Genomic DNA, 17,223 nt, shown 5'->3' with positions numbered 1-17,223 from the left:
TTCGAGATGGCGTTATTAAATGTAGATAAATTATCGGTGCACTTCGGCGACGAAGGCACCCCGTTCCGCGCGGTTGACCGCATCAGTTACAGCGTTAATCAGGGCGAAGTCGTCGGTATCGTGGGCGAATCCGGCTCCGGTAAATCCGTCAGCTCGCTGGCGATTATGGGGCTGATTGACTACCCCGGCCGCGTGATGGCGGACAAGCTTGAGTTCAACGGCCAGGACCTGCAAAAGATCTCCGAAAAAGAGCGTCGCAACCTGGTTGGTGCCGAAGTGGCGATGATCTTCCAGGACCCGATGACCAGCCTCAACCCGTGCTACACCGTGGGCTTCCAGATTATGGAAGCCATCAAGGTGCACCAGGGCGGCAACAAAAGCACCCGCCGCCAGCGCGCAATCGACCTGCTGAACCTGGTGGGCATTCCCGACGCGGCCTCGCGCCTCGACGTCTACCCGCACCAGCTTTCCGGCGGCATGAGCCAGCGCGTGATGATCGCTATGGCGATTGCCTGTCGGCCTAAGCTGCTGATTGCCGATGAGCCGACCACCGCGCTGGACGTGACCATCCAGGCGCAGATTATCGAGCTGCTGCTGGAGCTACAGCAAAAAGAGAACATGGCGCTGATCCTCATCACCCATGACCTTGCGCTGGTGGCCGAGGCGGCCCACAAAATCATCGTGATGTACGCAGGCCAGGTAGTGGAAACCGGCGAAGCGAAGGATATCTTCCGTGCGCCGCGCCACCCTTACACCCAGGCGCTGCTGCGCGCGCTGCCGGAGTTCGCGCAGGACAAAGCGCGTCTGGCTTCCCTGCCGGGCGTGGTGCCGGGCAAATACGACCGTCCAAACGGCTGCCTGCTGAACCCGCGCTGCCCGTACGCCACCGACCGCTGCCGGGCCGAAGAGCCAGAGCTAAACCTCGTGGACCACGGGCGTCAGTCCAAATGCCACTACCCACTCGATGATGCCGGGAGGCCAACCCTATGAGTACCGAAAAGGCCACCACGCAACCGCTGTTGCAGGCCATCGATCTGAAAAAACATTACCCGGTCAAGAAAGGCATTTTCGGCCAGGAACGCCTGGTGAAGGCGCTGGACGGCGTATCGTTCACGCTTGAGCGCGGCAAAACGCTGGCGGTGGTGGGCGAATCCGGCTGTGGGAAATCCACGCTGGGCCGCCTGCTAACGATGATCGAAATCCCGACCGGCGGCGAGCTGTACTACCAGGGGCAGGACCTTTTAAAGCCCGACGCCACGGCCGAAAAGCTTAGGCGTCAGAAAATCCAGATCGTCTTCCAGAACCCGTACGGCTCCCTGAATCCGCGCAAGAAAGTAGGGCAGATTCTGGAAGAGCCGCTGCAAATCAACACCAGCCTGAGCAAGGCCGAGCGCCGGGAAAAAGCGCTGGCGATGATGGCGAAAGTCGGCCTGAAAACCGAACATTACGACCGCTATCCGCACATGTTCTCCGGCGGCCAGCGCCAGCGTATCGCCATCGCCCGCGGCCTGATGCTCGACCCGGACGTGGTGATAGCCGACGAACCGGTCTCCGCGCTGGACGTGTCCGTACGCGCGCAGGTGCTGAACCTGATGATGGATTTGCAGCAGGACATGGGGCTGTCGTACGTGTTCATCTCTCACGACCTGTCGGTGGTTGAACACATCGCCGACGAGGTGATGGTGATGTACCTGGGCCGCTGCGTGGAGAAGGGCACCAAAGACCAGATCTTCTCCAACCCGCGCCACCCGTACACCCAGGCGCTGCTGTCGGCCACGCCGCGCCTGAACCCGGACGACCGCCGTGAGCGCATCAAGCTAACCGGCGAGCTGCCAAGCCCGCTGAACCCACCGCCGGGCTGCGCCTTTAACGCCCGCTGCCGCCGCCGCTTCGGTCCGTGCACGCAGCTTCAGCCGCAGTTGAAAGACTACGGCGGTCAGCTGGTGGCCTGTTTCGCCGTTGACCAGGATGAGAACGGGGAGATTCGTTAAAAGATAAAGCCGGGAAGTTTCCCGGCTTTTTTATTTGACAATGTTTGATGGCGCTATACTCTGAAAAATCATTCTCGGTTAGTCCAATCCTCCACCCGAATCCCTGCAACACGCTCAAACTCCCGTAGATTATTTGTCACCACGGTTAAACCAAGCGAACGGGCGTGGCCGGCGATCATATTGTCATAGGGGCCGATGGGCGCTCCTTTTTTGGCGAGCTCAGCCCTGACCTGGCCACTGTGGGCCGCAGCTTCAGAACCAAAGTTCAGCACCTCAAGTCGCGCTGCAAAACTTTCGATCACAGCCAGGTTCTTTTCTGGGTTAGCTGATTTCTCTGCACCATAAATCAGCTCCATCAGCGTGATAGAGCTGATGCACATCTGCCCGTAAAAGCGATTGAACGCTTCACGCACCTCTTGCGGTTTATTCTTTATAGTGAAGATACAAATATTGGTATCTAACATGTATTTGAGCATTAAAAATCTTCCCTGATTTGTTCACCCGGCTGGTCTCTTTCGGACATAAAGTCTGCGGTGACGCTCTCGCCGCTAAACCACTCGTCCCAACCTTCTCCCGCAGGAGTGATGATGCGAGTTCTGCCGATTGCGACAATTTCCACATGCTTAACATCTTCTGGTAAGGCAACGGCTTTAGGCAGGCGAACGGCCTGGCTACGGTTGCTTTTGAAGACGGTCGTTTTTTCCATAATGACCTCCTGAACGCTCATCTAACATACAAATAAGCATAGCGAAGATATGGGATATGTCAATGGGATATACCTTGGCGGGGGAGAAGCGGGAACGTGGTCTTTTCCTGTTCGGATAGGCTGATAACAAGGCCGCCAACCATAGTTGTTTGATGGCGCTACGCTTATCAAACCTACAAAATTCAAACCCAATTTTTAACCCTTCGGCTCAATCCCTTTCTGCTTCAAAGCCTCGCGCGCCAGGTTCTTAAACCAGTTCGCCAGGCTTATTCCTTGCTCTGCGGCTTCGACATCTAACTGCTCCCGTAGTGCGGGATCGATACGCATTTTAAATTGTGGAGACTGGCCCCCACCTTTAGGTTTTTTATCTCGCGAAGTGATTGACATGAGGCCACCAATTTATTAGTTTTAGTTGTCAGGTGACATCTTATCATGATGCCCCTTGCAAAAAAAACGCCCCCGCAAGGTATTGGAGTACCTTACGAGGGCTAACCACAACCGTTAATCGAGGTAACAGCTATGGCTAACGCCGATAGTAACACAATCGCTCGCCCTGAAATCGAGCCTGCCGTCACCACACTGTTAAAAACCCCGCTCGCTATCTCTATGGATCTGTTCCAGATTCTCGACTGCTGCCAGCTGCACGCCGATGCCCTTATCGAAAACGATAACAACACCGAGCGCATGGCGCTGTGCGGCCGTTTGTGTGCCGGGCTGGAAATGCTGAAAGTGGGTCTGAACGCGCCTTTACCTGAACACCTCATCCAGCGCCTGACCGTAGATGCGGCGGAGCCGGACAACTACCGCAGCCCGCTTTCAACGGATTCAGAAACCCTGCGGGAATACTGCGCGGCGCTAACCTTAGTGCTTTTACAGCGCCAGCAGCCGCTGGAGCAAGAAGAGCACATCACCGGATTATTATTCGAATTGATCAACGTCCTGGTCGAGGATTTGAAAGCCCCACGTTTTGTTCGAACTGATGCGGGCCTGGTGATGATAAGCGGGGATGGGGAAGCATTAATTCACTGATTATCGTAGGGCGGGTGGGCGGATATGCCACCCGCCTTCAGTGAACGTGATACATTTTTGAATCACTAGCCCCACTGCTGTAAATTACAGGCCGAGATACATAAAGGAGCGACCCTTGAGCACACAAAATTCCACGCCGCTTGGCTTCACCTGGAATGCCAACATACTACCAACGGTGAGCCCGGGGAGTACGCGTCGGGCGTTGGCGATTTATCAGCAGCAGCTGGCCTCTTTTGTGTGGGATGCAGCCAAACTCGAGAATAATCCTTTTACATTCGTTGAAGTGCAAACGCTTCTTGATGGTGTGACCGTTGGAGGACACAAGCTGTCCGACGCCGAGCAGGTAACGAACCTGGCTGACAGCAGCAAAAAACTGGTGGAGCTGGTCAAGACGGATCGTTTTGATCTGGATAAGCCGACAATCCTTCTTCTGCATACCATCATTGCCCGTAATGAAGCCCTGGAATGGGGGGTATTCAGAGGTGAAGGCGAAGAAACGACGTATTCACCTTATGTTGCACTTGGCGAAAAAGGTGAGCACCGCCCATTACCCACGCTTCCCGGTGCCCCTGAACTCAACCGCGTTTATTCCGAAGGCGTGGAGTTCATCAAAACATTACCACCGTTTGAAGGGGCGCTTGTCATGTTCCTCTTTGGCGCGCTGCAACAATTCTTCTTTGACGGAAATAAGCGCACCAGCCGCCATATGATGAATGGCTGGCTCATGAAACATGGCTACGATCCGATCAGCGTACCCGCTGCAAGGGCGCAGGAATTTAACGACAGAATGGTGAGCTTCTACGTCAGTAAAGACGGCACAGATATGCTGACGTTTCTGCATAGCTGCCGCCGGGACTGATTTTCGAAGGGCAAGCAAGCGAAACACCACCCGCTGCAAATATTTGATGGCGCTACGCTTATCAAACCTACAAAACGAATTCGTAGGGCGGGTAAGCGCAGCGCCACCCGCTGCAAATGTTTGATGGCGCATACGCTTATCAAACCTACAAAACGAATTCGTAGGGCAGGTAAGCGAAACACCACCCGCTGCAAATGTTTGATGGCGCTTACGCTTATCAAACCTACAAAACGAATTCGTAGGGCGGGTAAGCGCAGCGCCACCCGCCACTCCCCAACCCCCAAAAAAGAGCGCTCCCACAAATCCAGTTTGCCATAGCCTGTAAATCCCTAAAAATCTACCTCGCCGCCACAATACTCAATCCCGATAAGCACTTAGTGAAAATATATCGTTTCTAACTATCAGGAAGTTATTTCCAAATATTTCTCAGGGTAACGTTTAATTTCCTTGTGGTTTTTATGTTGCATGATGTTATGCTTTTTTTATAATTAAATGCGAATGAATAATCCAGAAATTTGCTTTAACTCATCCACTTAAAACCAACATCCAACCTCAAGACAGGCATTTCAACTTAGATGGAAAAGAATACGAAAAAAAGATGGTGGATGATCGGTCGATCTCGATATATTGGCGCAAAATACCTGCCATCCATTTTTTATAATAACTAATACACACTGTAACGATTACCTTCCGTAATCATAATGAGCGGAAGACGGCGATGCTTTTTTTAATTATTGCGCGCGAAAGCAACATTGCCCTCTTAAAGGCAAGACCCTGAGCCGTGCGTGAATTCAGTTAATCTCTTGTAAATCATGAGTAAAGTGATGAAGAACTATGATGATTTGCAGCGTTTCAAGGATAAGACACGCACGGGCGCCATCGACTTCAAGGATATGTCGGCGCAGAACCAGCAGCTCAACACCAGTAGCTGGCCGATTATTCAACAGCTCTCCGGTGGCAGTGACGACACGATGCTGGCGCAGGCCGGGAGCGTGGCCGTGCCCGTTCCGCAGGCGGTAAAGCCGGGCGAGTTCGATGCCGCTGTTGCTAAACCCTTACAGGCTCCGGCCGCCGAACCGTCACCTGCCCAGCGCTCGATAATGAACAGCCTGAGCGCGGCGATGCCCGTTGAAAAGGCCGCTGAACGGCCGCTCGCGGAAGAAAAAACCGCTCCGGCTTCGCTGTTCGAGCAGCTTGCTCCCGCTGCCGCTGCGCCCGCAGATGCCACCCCAGCCCCCGCTCAACTGCCAAAAGCGCCGCTTTCCGCGCTGCCGCAGGCTGAACCGATTCGCTTTGAGCAGCTTTTCGCCGCTAAAACGGCCCCTGCCGACAGCAATCCTTCTAAAGACCTGCCGTTACAACCGCTCCTGGAGACGATCGCTTCATGCCGCTAGTTTGTGTTTGCTCGCCAAAAGGCGGCGTAGGAAAAACCACCGTTACCGCCAACCTTGCCTACGCGCTGGCGCGTTCCGGTAGCAAAGTGCTGGCTATCGACTTCGACGTGCAAAACGCCCTGCGCCTGCACTTTGGCGTGCCGCTGTCCGACGGGCGCGGCTTCGTGGCCCGCGCCGGGGAATCGGCTGACTGGAGCCAGTCGGTGCTCACCGCCGGCAGCAACATGTTCGTGCTGCCCTATGGCGACGTCAGCGAAGAGCAGCGCCTGGATTTTGAACACCGCCTCGCCACCGACCCCCACTTCCTGCTGCGTGGCCTGAGCACGCTGCTGAACTACCCGGGCCTCGTGATTCTTGCCGACTTCCCGCCAGGGCCAAACCCGGCGCTGAAGGCGATGTCACAGCTTGCCGATTTGCACCTGATAACCCTGCTGACCGACACCGCTTCGCTGTCGCTGCTGCCGCACATCGAAAGCCACCGTCTGACCGGCGGCGAGCCGATGAACAACAAGGCCGGGTACTACTTCCTTCTCAACCAAAGCGACAGCCGCCGCCACATCAGCCGCGACGTCACCGCTTTTATGCAGCAGCGCCTCGGCGACCGCCTGATCGGCATTATCAACCGCGATGAAAGCGTGGCCGAAGCCAACGCCTCACAGCAGTCGATATTTGATTTCAGCGCGGCCTCGGCGGCGGCGTTTGATATTGAGCTGGTGAGCAAGCGCGTGGCGGGCATTCTCGGCATAAAAATCGGTGACGGTGCGGTACACGCCAGTCTGAAAAACTCTCATTTCTGACCACAGCTTCAGGACGACCTATGAAAAAGGCCCTGTTTTATTTACTGCTATTGGTATTAGCGCCGATAGCGGTACTGATCGTTATTACGCCGATGGACAGCCAGAAGCAGTATATTTTTGGCTTACTCAGCATCGGCATTTTGTTTTTACTGGGCTTCAGTAAAAAGCACAGCATTTCCGTGATCATGATGGTGGTGGCGGTCTTAATGTCGACGCGATATATCTATTTTCGCGCGACGCAGACCCTGCACTTTAATTCAGAAATAGAAGCCATTCTGGGGGTCGGGCTATTTTTAGCAGAGCTCTACATCTGGATCGTTATCATGTTGAGCTACCTGCAAAACCTCTTCCCGCTCAAGCGCACCATCGTGCCGCTGCCGGACGACACCTCGCAGTGGCCAACGGTCGACGTCTATATTCCGAGCTACAACGAAAGCCTGGAAGTGGTGCGCGACACCGTGCTGGCGGCGCAGTGCCTCGACTACCCGGCGGATAAGCTCAAAATCTACCTGCTCGACGACGGCAAGCGCAGCGAATTTGCGGTGTTCGCCGCAAACGTCGGCGTGGGCTACATTACCCGTAACGACAACTCCCACGCCAAGGCGGGCAACCTCAACCACGCCATGAAGCTCACCAAAGGCGAGCTGATCTGCGTCTTCGACTGCGACCACGTTGCCACGCGCATCTTCCTGCAGGCCACCGTCGGCGCGTTCCTGGTCGATCCGAAGCTTGCGCTGATGCAGACGCCGCACTACTTCTACTCGCCGGATCCGTTTGAGCGCAACCTGTCCGTTGGCCGCAATATTCCTAACGAAGGCCAGCTGTTCTACGGGCAAATCCAGCGCGGCAACGACAACTGGAACGCGACCTTCTTCTGCGGCTCCTGCGCGGTTATCCGCCGCAGCGCGCTGGAAGAGATCGGCGGCTTCGCCGTGGAAACGGTGACCGAAGACGCCCACACCGCGCTGAAAATGCAGCGCCTGGGCTGGAAGTCCGCCTATCTCGACATTCCGCTGGCGGCGGGTCTTGCCACCGAACGCCTGGTGCTGCACGTCATTCAGCGAACCCGCTGGGCGCGCGGCATGACGCAGATATTCCGCCTCGACAACCCGCTGTTTGGCCGTGGGCTGAAGTGGCAGCAGCGCCTGTGCTATCTGAACGCCATGCTGTCGTTCCAGTTCGCCCTGCCGCGCGTGGCGTTTTTGACCGCGCCGCTGGCTTACCTGCTGTTTAACCTGAATATTATCCACTCGTCGGCGAGCCTGATCTTCGCCTACATGCTGCCGCACCTGTTCCTGTGCATCTATCTGAACTCGCGGCTCAACGGGCGCTTCCGCTACAGCTTCTGGGGCGAAATCTACGACCTGGTGCTGGCGTTCCACCTGATCCTGCCGACCATGATCACGATGATTTTCCCCAAGCGCGGCAAGTTCAACGTTACCGATAAAGGCGCGCTGCTCGACGTGGGCTATTTCGACTTCAGCATCGTGCGCCCGCACCTGATCATTGCCGTGCTGCTCGCCATCGGCGTCATCGCCGGGATTGTGCGCGCCTGCGCCCACGACTATTTCGGCGTCGACCCGATGGTTATCGCCCTGAACGTCGGCTGGGGGCTGTACAGCCTGATCTTCCTTCTGGCGGCGATTGCCGTGGCGCGGGAAACCCGCCAGACGCGCAAAACCATCCGTATCGACGTCACCGTGCCGGTGGTGATTCACTACGCCAGCGGCATCTCGTCGCGCAGCCAGACCCTGGATTTATCGATGGGCGGCTGCCGCGTGGCGGTGGTGGACGAACGCCACCTGAACGATGAAATCGAAGAGGTTGAACTCCAGCTTCAGTCCGGAGCGATAAGCATTCCGGTGAAGGTGATTGCCAGCGACGAGAAGTCGGTTCGCCTGATGTTCGAAGAGATCCCGCTTGCCCGCCGCCGCGAACTGGTGCGCGTGGTGCTGGCGCGCGCCGACGCGTGGATCCATCCGCCGAAGCCGCAGGACAACCCGTTCCGCTCGCTGCTGACCATCATCCGCAGCGTGTTTGATCTCTTCTGGCTGACCTGGACATCGCGCCGCGAAAACCGCCGCCGTCGCCACGAAGAAGCCCGCCGTCAGGACATTGCCAACGAGGACAGCGCGGTATGAAACGGATGACCTACAAAGCCTGCCTGATGTGGCTGGCGCTGAGCCTGCCGGTCATGGCGCAGGAGCCGGAGCTGCCGGTAGATTTCCCGCCGGTGGCTGAACCCGCACCGGCAGCCGACGCGGCCCCCCCGATCTCGCCTTCGTCGTTCACGCCGGGCAACGTCAGCAGCATTACCGTCGCGCAGATGGGCCAGCCGCTCGGCGTGGTGCTCAGCGGCGGCCAGCTGCAGGGCGGCATCGACTTCACGCTTTCCGCCGACCAGGTGGTGACCAACGCGCAGCTGGCGCTCAACCTGAAAGTGTCGCCCGCGATGGCGGCGCGTAACACCACGCTCCAGCTGATGCTCAACGGCCAGCCGCTGGGCACCGTGCCGCTCGGCTCGGCGGACAGCAACGTTTCAAGCTACCAGCTGGAGATCCCGGCGGCGATGGTCGTGTCGCGCAACAACATCAGCTTCAAGATTAACGACGGCGACGCGCTCCTGTGCCAGCGCGACCTGTCGGACAAATACCAGGTCACCATCATGCCGACCACGCGGCTCGACCTGGAATCCCAGCAGCTGAACATCGGTGCCGATCTCAGCCACTTCCCGCGCCCGTTCTTCGACGAAATGCAGATGACGCCCGCCACCATGGCGTTCTCCTTCCCGGCGAAAACCCAGCCGGAGCAGGTTGGCGCGGCGGCGCTCGTCGCCTCGTGGCTCGGCATCCAGGCCGACTATCGCGGCATCTCCTTTGACGCGCTGCGCGACCAGCTGCCGGAGAAAAACGGCATCCTGTTCGGCAGGCCGGGCGAGTCCATCGGCGGCCTGACGCTGCCCGTAAGCCAAGGGCCGATGCTGCAAATCATCGACAACCCCGGCAACCCGGTTTACAAGCTTCTGCTGGTGGTCGGCAACAACGACCAGCAGCTGCGCAGCGCCGCGTGGCGTCTGACCCGCGGGCAGTTTAAAACCCTGACGGCCAGCACGCCGGTTGACCTGCAAACCATCCCGCTGAGCAAGCCGTACGACGCGCCGCGCTGGATCTCAACCGACCGCCCGGTGCGCCTGAGCGCGCTGTTGCGCAAAGATCAAAGCATGACCGCCACCGGCATCTGGCACGACGCCCTGCGCCTGGCGTTCCGCGCCGCGCCCGATCTGTTTATGTGGGACGGCGACACCATCCCGCTGAAGATCGGCTACCGCTTCCCGTCGGAATCCTGGATCGACGAAGATCGCTCTTACCTGTCGATGACCTTCAACGGCACCTTCCTGCACAACCTGCCGGTCAACAAGCAGGGCGCGCTGGAAACGCTGTGGCACAAGGTCGGCGGCGACGCCCGCCAGGAAAGCTACGACATGCCGCTCGAGCCGTACCTGATTTACGGCGACAACCAGCTGGCGCTCTACTTCAAGATCGAACCAAAGGAAAACGCGCCGTGCGGCGTGCTGCTCAATAACAACATCAAGAGCCGCATCGACGAGGACTCATGGATCGACCTGAGCAAAACGCGCCACTTTGCGCTGCTGCCGAACCTGTCGTACTTCGTGGGGGCGTCGTTCCCGTTCACCCGCATGGCGGACTACTCGCAGACCGTGCTGCTGCTGCCGGAAAATCCGAGCGAAAGCGAGATTGGCACGCTGCTGGACCTGGCGGCCCGTTCCGGCAACGCCACCGGCACCGCGCTGAACAACAACCGCGTGATGTTTGGCCTGCCGTCCGGCGGCGCGAACCTGCAACACCTGAGCGAAAGCGACGTGCTGGCGGTGTCCACGCTTGAGCAAGCCGCGTTCAACCGCGCGCTGCTGGCGCAGTCGTCGTTTACCAGCAACGAACACACCTTCGGCGTGCGCGAGCCGACGACGTGGGAAAAAGTGCAGCGCTGGCTGGAAGGGGACTGGAACGCGGCGGGCGTCGACGCCGACCGCTACTTCTCCTCGAACGAGGCCTGGCGCGGGTTTGTCAGCTTCCGCTCGCAGTGGAACCCGTCGCGCCTGGTGGTGATGGCTATCGGCAGCAACGACGAGCAGCTCTCGCGCCTGCACGGCGACCTTAGCTCCGCGCGCATCAACGCCGGAATTCGCGGCGACGCGGCGATCGTCACCGACGAAAACGGCGTGCGCAGCTTCCGCGTCGGCCCGCAGTTCCCGAGCGGCCAGATGCCCTGGTACATGATGGTGGTCTGGTACGCCAACCAGCACTCGGCCCTGCTTGCGATCTTCGGCCTGCTGTTCGCGACGATTATCGGTCTGAGTCTCTACGCCCTGCTGAAACAGCGCGCCCGTAAGCGCCTCAACCCGCAGGACGACAACCGTGAGTAAGGGTGATAGCAAAATGAATAATAAGAAAAAAACCGCCGTCAACCTGACCACGCTCTGCCTGTTCGGCGGCCTGGCGATGGGGACGGTCGGCGCGCACGCGGCGGACAACAGCCCGGCGCTAAAAGCGCTGTTCGACCAGGCGAACTACTGGCACGAAAAGTCACACGACGACCTCGCCATGGAATCGCTGAAAAAAGTGCTGATGGTGGACGCCAGCAACGCCCAGGCGCTGTATCTCATGGCGCTGTGGTCGCAGCAGGCGGGGGATCTCAAGGGGGCGGCGCAGTGGCGCGAGCGTCTGGCGACGGTTTCCCCGCAGGACGGTAATCTCCAGGCGCTGGACAACGCCAAACAGATGCAGCAGGTGCCGCGCGGGCAGCTCGAACTGGCCCGCCAGCAGGCGCGCAGCGGCAACGTTCCGGCCGCGCTTGCCACCTGGCGCTCGCTGTTCACCGGCGAGGTGCCGCCGCCGAGCCTTGCGCCGGAATACTATCTGACGATGGCGGGCGACAAATCGCTCTACCCGCAGGCGGTCAGCGGCCTGCGCCAGCTCGCCGCCCGGTACCCGCAGGACAACGGCGCGCGCATCGCGCTGGGCAAAGTGCTGACCTACCAGGAAAGCACGCGCCGCGAAGGCATCGACCTGCTACAGGGGATGGCGAGCGGCAGCCCGGACGCGGACAAATCCCTGCGCCAGGCCCTGCTGTGGCTCGGGCCGCAGGCGGGCGACGACGCGTATTATCAGACCTTCCTGCAGCGCCACCCGAAAGATACCGCCGTGCAGGACTACTTCCGTAAAAGCATCGGCGGCACCGCGAAGGGGGAAGGCTTTAACGCCCTGAACAGCGGCAACGCCGACGCGGCGCGCAGCCAGTTCGAACAGGTTTTACAGACCAACCCGGAGGACGCCGACGCGCTGGCGGGGATGGGCTACGTCGCGCTGCGCAAGGGCGATTACGCGGCGGGCGCACAGTACCTGAACCGTGCGGCAGGCCTGGGCGGGGCGGATTCCGCCGAACGTAAACAGCAGGCCGCCGACGCCGAGTTTTACGGCCAGCTTGCCGGCGCGCAGGCGGCGTTTAAGCAGGGCAACGTCAGCCAGGCGCTGGCGCTGAGCGCGCCGCTGGCGCAGCTTGGCGGCGAACAGGGCACCTCGGCAAAGCTGTTCCGCGCCGACGTGCAGCGCCACAACAAAGACTACACCGCCGCCGAACAGACGCTGCGCGGCGTGCTGGACGAGCAGCCGAACAACGCCGCCGCGCGGGAAAATCTCTACTACGTTCTGCGCGAGCAGAATAAAACGGCGCAGGCGCAGGCAATGCTTCAAACGCTGCCCGCAGGCCTACAGGCGAAGCTCGCCCCGCGCGTGTCCGGCGGCAATCCAACCGATCCGCTGCGTCGCCAGGCGCAGCAGGCGGCGGCGGGCGGCGACCCGCAGCGCGCGGTCGCCATTCTCCAGCAGGGCGTGGCGCAGTATCCGTCCGACCCGTGGCTGCGCCTGGATTTAGCCCGCCAGCTGCAAAAACAGGGGCGCAGCGCCGAGGCCGCCAACGTGATGGCCCCGTCGTTCCGCCCGAACGCCAGCAACACCGAGCTGTATGCCGCCGCGCTGTTTGCCAGCGAAAACAGCGCCTGGCAGCAGGCGCAGACCCTGCTGTCGCGCATTCCGCTGTCAAGCCAGAACGGCGACATGCGCGAGCTTTCCCAGCGCGTGAACTACAACATGCAGATGACGGTTGCCGAACGCTATCTGGCGCAGGGCGATACCGCAGCCGCCGCCAACACGCTGAAGGCGCTGGCGGTGCGGCCGCCGCAAAGTCCGGCAGACGCGGGCAGGCTGGCGCGGATGCTGGCGCAGAGCGGCGATGTGAATACCGCCGTCGCCGTCGTGCGTGACAACATGCGCCGTGGCGTGCAGGGCAACGCGGGCGACTATGCCGATCAGGTCACCGTGCTCAACCAGGCCGGGCTGGGCCGCGAGGCGCAGGCGTGGCTTGGAAGCCCGGAGCTACAGTCGCGCAGCACCACCACGCAGCTGGCGAGCATTCGCAACGGCTACGTGATCAACGAGGCCGACCAGCTCCGCACCCAGGGCAACTACGCGGCGGCCTACGACAGGCTGATCCGCGCGATGCAAAGCGACCCGCAGAACACCGACCTGATGTTCGCCATGGCGCGGCTCTACCAGTCCGGCAAAATGAACAAAGAGGCGGGCGTGGTCTACGACTACCTGATGACCCGCGACACGCCGCAGCAGGACGCGCGCGCCGGGGCCATCGACGTGGCGCTCGCCAGCAACAACGTGGACAAGGCGAAGCAGCTCGCCGCCGGTCTGCATAGCGACGACTCGCCGGACCGCCTGCTGCTGATGGCGCGCGTTTCGGAAGCCGAGGGCAACCACCAGCAGGCGATGAGCTACCTGCGCACCGCGCGCGGTAAGCTGCTCGGCCTCCAGGGCGCGAACGGCGAAACCGCACCGATGCTCGGCGGTTTAGCGCTTGCGGATAACCCGTTTGTCGGCACCTCGGGCCGCAGCGCCCAGCCAACGTCCGTTTCGCTGTACGGCGAGGCGATGCCGTGGCAGGAGGCGCAGCTTGCGCGTAACCCGCAGACCGCGCCGCCCGGCACCACGCGCGCCGACCTGCCCGTCGAAAGCGCTCGGGCAGGCACCCTGCGCCAGGTGGATAACTTGATGGAGCAGCTGACCGACAAAACCGCTACCTGGGCGCGAGGCGCGGTTGCCGTTCGCGGGCGCGACGGCGAAAGCGGCCTTAGCAAGCTCACCGAGATCAAATCGCCGCTCCAGTGGTCGACCGTGCCGTTTGGCGACTCGCGCTTTGATATCAACGTCACGCCAATCAGCCTCAACGCCGGCAGTTCCTCCGACGAGTCGAGCCGCCGCTTTGGCAGCGGGGCGCTGATTCAGGGCGCGGCGGGCGAGGAGGTGTACAACGCCTCCACCGACACGCCGAAATCCCTTCCCAATCTCGACAAAATCAAGGTGCCGTCGCAGGGTTCCCAGAGCGCTTCCGGCGTAGAAGTCGGCATGGCGCTGACCGGCGATCGCTACAAGATTGACGTCGGCTCCACGCCGCTCGGCCAGGATCTCAACACCGTGGTTGGCGGCGTGCAGTGGTCGCCGCAGCTGACGGACTACCTCAAGCTGGTGCTGACCGGCGAACGCCGCGCCGTTGTCGATAGCCTGCTGTCCTACGTCGGCGTCGAAGACAAATACAGCGGCAAGAAATGGGGCCAGGTGACGAAGAACGGCGGCGGGGCGCAGCTTAGCTACGATAACGGCGACGCCGGGTTCTACGCCGGGTTCGGGCTGTATAACTACCTGGGCGAGAACGTGCCGAGCAACAATAGCGTCAACGGGTCGGCGGGCGTCTACCTGCGTCCGTTCCACTTTGAGGACCGCGAGCTGAAAACCGGCATCAGCATGAGCTACATGAACTTCTCCAAAAACCTGAGCTACTTCAGCTACGGCCAGGGTGGCTACTTCAGCCCGCAGGACTACGTGAGCGTCTCCTTCCCGGTGGACTACAGCCAGAAGTTCGACAGCTGGAAGCTCGGCGTCGGCGCGTCGCTCGGCTATCAGTCCTATACCCAGGACGAAAGCCCGTACTTCCCAGGTGACTCGGCGATGCAGGGCCAGCTTGAAGACTACGTCGCGAAGGGCTTCGCCAAAGAGGCGTTCTACAGCGGCAGCAGCCAGAACGGCCTCGGCTATAACCTGCGCGCCAACGCCGACTACAAAATCAACAAAGACATGACCATGGGTGGACAGGTCGGTTACGACACCTTTGGCGACTACAACGAAAGCACCGCGCAGGTTTACTTCCGCTACCTGCTGGGGAACAAATGATGAATGATCAACGGCTTCTGAGCTATTTCCAGAACCAGCAGGCGCAGCCGGGCTGGTTTACGCTAATCCACATCATGATTGACGGCATGGTGACCAACGTCGGCGAGGCGCAGAGTCGGCCTTTCCTGGTGCAGATGGGCGACACGCTGGGCGCGCGTTTTCCGCTTGCGCCTGCGCGCACCGTGGGCGAACTGGAGGCGCAGATAAATGTTCAGCTCGCCGCCTTCAACTGGGGCTATATTGATATCGAGGCCAGCGAAACGGCGATGCGCATTCGTCATATGGCGCTGCCGGTGCCGCCCGTTGAGGCGCAGCAGGCCGCCTGGAATCACGCTTTTAGCGCGGTGCTGGAAGGGCTGTATGCCTGCTGGCTGCGCGACCAGGGTGGAAAATCCCACGTATCGCTGTGGCGCGAGGCATCGCCGTCCGCCACGGTGGTTCATTTCAGATATCAAAACAGCCGGTAGGGGTACAGGAATGTTGCAGCGATGCAAAATGCTGATCGTGGCGGTGCTGGCGATGGCTATCAGCCAGCAGGCGCTGGCGGGCGAGGCGTGGGACAGCTATAAATCCCGCTTTCTGATGGCCGACGGGCGCATCATCGACACCGCCAACAACAGCGTCAGCCACACCGAAGGCCAGGGCTTCGCGATGATGATGGCGGTGAGAAACAACGACCGCGAAGGCTTCGACAAAATCTGGCGCTGGACGGATAAAACCCTCAGAAACCCGGATAACGGCCTGTTCTACTGGCGCTACGATCCGGCGGCCGCCGAGCCGATAGCGGATAAAAACAACGCGACGGACGGCGACACCTTTATCGCCTGGGCGCTGCTGAAGGCGGGCGAGCAGTGGCATAACGACGGCTATCTCAAGGCCTCGGACGCCATCGTGAAGGCGCTGGTGGCGCACAACGTCATCCGCTTTGGCGGCTACCGCGTGATGCTGCCGGGCGCGAAAGGCTTTAACCTCAACAGCTACGTGAACCTCAATCCGTCCTACTTCGTCTTTCCGGCCTGGCAGGACTTCGCCAACCGCAGCCACCTGGCGGTATGGCAGGAGCTGATGAGCGACGGGCAAAAGCTGCTGGTGAAAATGCGCTTTGGCAACACGCAGCTTCCGGCCGACTGGGTTTCGCTCTACGCCGACGGGCACGTAACGCCCGCCAAAGAGTGGCCGGCAAGGTTTAGCTACGACGCGATCCGCGTGCCGCTGTACGTGAAGTGGTTCAACCCGTCCAGCCCGCTGCTGGACCCGTATAAAGCCTGGTGGGGCCGCTTCTCGCGCACGCAAACGCCTGCCTGGGTGAACGTCACCACCGGCGACCCCGCGCCCTATATGATGGACGGCGGCCTGCTCGCGGTGCGGGATCTGGTGCTTGGCCAGCTCCCCGCAGGCGAGCCTGCCATCGGAGCGCAGGAGGATTATTATTCCGCGAGCCTGAAGATGCTGGTGGGTTTGGCGCGGTGATAGTTTGTGAGATTGGGACGCCCTCACCCTAACCCTCTCCCCCAGGAGAGGGGATTGTACGGTGCGGATTATTGCCTTCTCCCTCTCCCCCAGGAGAGGGGATTGTACGGTGCAGATTATCTCCTTCACCTTCTCCCCCAGGAGAGGAGATTGTACGGTGCGGATTATTTCCTTCTCCCTCTCCTACAGAAGCGGAGACTTTCTTTCTCCCTCTCCTGGGGGAGAGGGCCGGGGTGAGGGCGTCCTGACCTGAAAGCGACGCCAGCGCTTCAAGTATCACCATCAACACCCCCTCCTCGTTCCCCCTGAACTCATTATTCCAAAAGCGCAAAACCGTCCAGCCTCTCTTCTCCAGCCATTGCGTCCTTGCCCGGTCATAATCACGATTTTCATCGTGCTGACCGCCATCAAGCTCAACCACGAGCTTTGCCCGATAGCAGGCAAAATCGAGAATAAAAGCCCCCACCGGCTGCTGCCTTCTGAATTTGTAACCTGCAAAACGGCGGTTCCGCAGGAGCCACCACATCTGCTGTTCTTCAGGCGTCATGGCTTGGCGCAGTTTCGTAGGTCGGGTAAGGCGCAAGCGTTAGATGGTGGATGGCGCTGCGCTTATCCACCCTACAAATGCTGGTTTTGTAGGTCGGGTAAGCGCAGCGCCACCCGAC

General features: G+C 60.1%; 14 protein-coding genes and 1 pseudogene. 11 read left to right on the top strand and 4 right to left on the bottom strand.

Features of this window, described 5'->3' with window-relative positions:
- Nucleotides 1-6 precede the first annotated feature (6 nt).
- Both dppD and dppF read left to right on the top strand, forming a co-directional pair.
- Nucleotides 7-990, top strand: coding sequence for a dipeptide ABC transporter ATP-binding protein (gene dppD, locus ACSPHG_RS22895; protein ID WP_435955764.1), 984 nt, complete (start codon nucleotides 7-9; stop codon nucleotides 988-990).
- Nucleotides 987-1,991: a dipeptide ABC transporter ATP-binding subunit DppF gene (gene dppF, locus ACSPHG_RS22890; protein WP_435955763.1), complete on the top strand. Its 1,005-nt coding sequence runs from the start codon at nucleotides 987-989 to the stop codon at nucleotides 1,989-1,991. Before dppD ends, dppF begins: the two co-directional genes overlap by 4 nt.
- 68 nt (nucleotides 1,992-2,059) lie before the next feature.
- On the opposite strand, the gene vapC is transcribed toward dppF, so the two are convergent.
- The 3 genes from vapC to ACSPHG_RS22875 all read right to left on the bottom strand — a co-directional run bounded on the left by vapC (nucleotide 2,060) and on the right by ACSPHG_RS22875 (nucleotide 3,084).
- Nucleotides 2,060-2,467 carry a type II toxin-antitoxin system tRNA(fMet)-specific endonuclease VapC gene (vapC, locus tag ACSPHG_RS22885; protein WP_435955762.1) on the bottom strand — a complete coding sequence of 136 codons (408 nt, stop codon included), beginning with the start codon at nucleotides 2,465-2,467 and terminating at the stop codon, nucleotides 2,060-2,062.
- A complete protein-coding gene (gene vapB / locus ACSPHG_RS22880) occupies nucleotides 2,467-2,697 on the bottom strand; it encodes a type II toxin-antitoxin system VapB family antitoxin (RefSeq protein ID WP_435955761.1) in 231 nt (76 codons plus the stop codon). Before vapB ends, vapC begins: the two co-directional genes overlap by 1 nt.
- Nucleotides 2,698-2,892: 195 nt before the next feature.
- A complete protein-coding gene (locus ACSPHG_RS22875) occupies nucleotides 2,893-3,084 on the bottom strand; it encodes a toxin-antitoxin system HicB family antitoxin (protein ID WP_435955760.1) in 192 nt (63 codons plus the stop codon).
- A 132-nt stretch (nucleotides 3,085-3,216) separates the two neighbouring features.
- Here ACSPHG_RS22875 and ACSPHG_RS22870 point away from each other — a divergent pair, with 132 nt between their 5' ends.
- The 9 genes from ACSPHG_RS22870 to ACSPHG_RS22830 all read left to right on the top strand — a co-directional run bounded on the left by ACSPHG_RS22870 (nucleotide 3,217) and on the right by ACSPHG_RS22830 (nucleotide 16,558).
- Nucleotides 3,217-3,726: a hypothetical protein gene (locus tag ACSPHG_RS22870; RefSeq protein ID WP_435955759.1), complete on the top strand. Its 510-nt coding sequence runs from the start codon at nucleotides 3,217-3,219 to the stop codon at nucleotides 3,724-3,726.
- A 115-nt stretch (nucleotides 3,727-3,841) separates the two neighbouring features.
- Nucleotides 3,842-4,585 carry a Fic family protein gene (locus tag ACSPHG_RS22865; protein WP_435955758.1) on the top strand — a complete coding sequence of 248 codons (744 nt, stop codon included), beginning with the start codon at nucleotides 3,842-3,844 and terminating at the stop codon, nucleotides 4,583-4,585.
- Between the two features lie 824 nt (nucleotides 4,586-5,409).
- Nucleotides 5,410-5,979, top strand: coding sequence for a cellulose biosynthesis protein BcsO (gene bcsO / locus ACSPHG_RS22860; protein ID WP_435955757.1), 570 nt, complete (start codon nucleotides 5,410-5,412; stop codon nucleotides 5,977-5,979).
- A complete protein-coding gene (gene bcsQ, locus ACSPHG_RS22855) occupies nucleotides 5,970-6,776 on the top strand; it encodes a cellulose biosynthesis protein BcsQ (protein ID WP_435955756.1) in 807 nt (268 codons plus the stop codon). Before bcsO ends, bcsQ begins: the two co-directional genes overlap by 10 nt.
- 20 nt (nucleotides 6,777-6,796) lie before the next feature.
- The gene (bcsA, locus tag ACSPHG_RS22850) at nucleotides 6,797-8,917 is read left to right on the top strand and encodes a UDP-forming cellulose synthase catalytic subunit (protein ID WP_435955755.1); all 2,121 of its coding nucleotides are present in this window, start codon (nucleotides 6,797-6,799) and stop codon (nucleotides 8,915-8,917) included.
- Complete coding sequence (gene bcsB / locus ACSPHG_RS22845; protein ID WP_435955754.1) at nucleotides 8,914-11,220, top strand: cellulose biosynthesis cyclic di-GMP-binding regulatory protein BcsB; 2,307 nt, start codon at nucleotides 8,914-8,916, stop codon at nucleotides 11,218-11,220. Before bcsA ends, bcsB begins: the two co-directional genes overlap by 4 nt.
- A 13-nt stretch (nucleotides 11,221-11,233) precedes the next feature.
- A complete protein-coding gene (locus ACSPHG_RS22840) occupies nucleotides 11,234-15,088 on the top strand; it encodes a cellulose biosynthesis protein BcsC (protein ID WP_435955753.1) in 3,855 nt (1,284 codons plus the stop codon).
- Nucleotides 15,088-15,555 (top strand): cellulose biosynthesis protein BcsD, encoded by a 468-nt coding sequence (bcsD, locus tag ACSPHG_RS22835; protein ID WP_435955752.1) that lies wholly within the window; start codon nucleotides 15,088-15,090, stop codon nucleotides 15,553-15,555. Before ACSPHG_RS22840 ends, bcsD begins: the two co-directional genes overlap by 1 nt.
- A gap of 28 nt (nucleotides 15,556-15,583) precedes the next feature.
- Nucleotides 15,584-16,558 (top strand): family 8 glycosyl hydrolase, encoded by a 975-nt coding sequence (locus tag ACSPHG_RS22830; RefSeq protein ID WP_435956080.1) that lies wholly within the window; start codon nucleotides 15,584-15,586, stop codon nucleotides 16,556-16,558.
- A 183-nt stretch (nucleotides 16,559-16,741) separates the two neighbouring features.
- Here ACSPHG_RS22830 and ACSPHG_RS22825 read toward each other — a convergent pair.
- A pseudogene (locus ACSPHG_RS22825) lies at nucleotides 16,742-17,105 on the bottom strand (endonuclease domain-containing protein).
- Nucleotides 17,106-17,223 lie beyond the last annotated feature (118 nt).

The organism is Dryocola baronae (assembly GCF_051297175.1).
In the GTDB taxonomy this organism is placed as follows: Bacteria; Pseudomonadota; Gammaproteobacteria; order Enterobacterales; family Enterobacteriaceae; genus Dryocola.
The sequence above is the reverse complement of the archived record's forward strand: the minus strand, read 5'-3'. Positions and strand labels throughout refer to the sequence as shown.

Bases quoted from the DNA above. Each gene is read 5' to 3' on its own strand.
- dppD (WP_435955764.1), top strand. From the start codon at position 7: ATGGCGTTATTAAATGTAGATAAATTATCGGTGCACTTCGGCGACGAA.
- dppF (WP_435955763.1), top strand. From the start codon at position 987: ATGAGTACCGAAAAGGCCACCACGCAACCGCTGTTGCAGGCCATCGAT.
- vapC (WP_435955762.1), bottom strand. From the start codon at position 2,467: ATGCTCAAATACATGTTAGATACCAATATTTGTATCTTCACTATAAAG.
- vapB (WP_435955761.1), bottom strand. From the start codon at position 2,697: ATGGAAAAAACGACCGTCTTCAAAAGCAACCGTAGCCAGGCCGTTCGC.
- ACSPHG_RS22875 (WP_435955760.1), bottom strand. From the start codon at position 3,084: ATGTCAATCACTTCGCGAGATAAAAAACCTAAAGGTGGGGGCCAGTCT.
- ACSPHG_RS22870 (WP_435955759.1), top strand. From the start codon at position 3,217: ATGGCTAACGCCGATAGTAACACAATCGCTCGCCCTGAAATCGAGCCT.
- bcsO (WP_435955757.1), top strand. From the start codon at position 5,410: ATGAAGAACTATGATGATTTGCAGCGTTTCAAGGATAAGACACGCACG.
- bcsQ (WP_435955756.1), top strand. From the start codon at position 5,970: ATGCCGCTAGTTTGTGTTTGCTCGCCAAAAGGCGGCGTAGGAAAAACC.
- bcsA (WP_435955755.1), top strand. From the start codon at position 6,797: ATGAAAAAGGCCCTGTTTTATTTACTGCTATTGGTATTAGCGCCGATA.
- bcsB (WP_435955754.1), top strand. From the start codon at position 8,914: ATGAAACGGATGACCTACAAAGCCTGCCTGATGTGGCTGGCGCTGAGC.
- ACSPHG_RS22840 (WP_435955753.1), top strand. From the start codon at position 11,234: ATGAATAATAAGAAAAAAACCGCCGTCAACCTGACCACGCTCTGCCTG.
- bcsD (WP_435955752.1), top strand. From the start codon at position 15,088: ATGAATGATCAACGGCTTCTGAGCTATTTCCAGAACCAGCAGGCGCAG.
- ACSPHG_RS22830 (WP_435956080.1), top strand. From the start codon at position 15,584: ATGCTGATCGTGGCGGTGCTGGCGATGGCTATCAGCCAGCAGGCGCTG.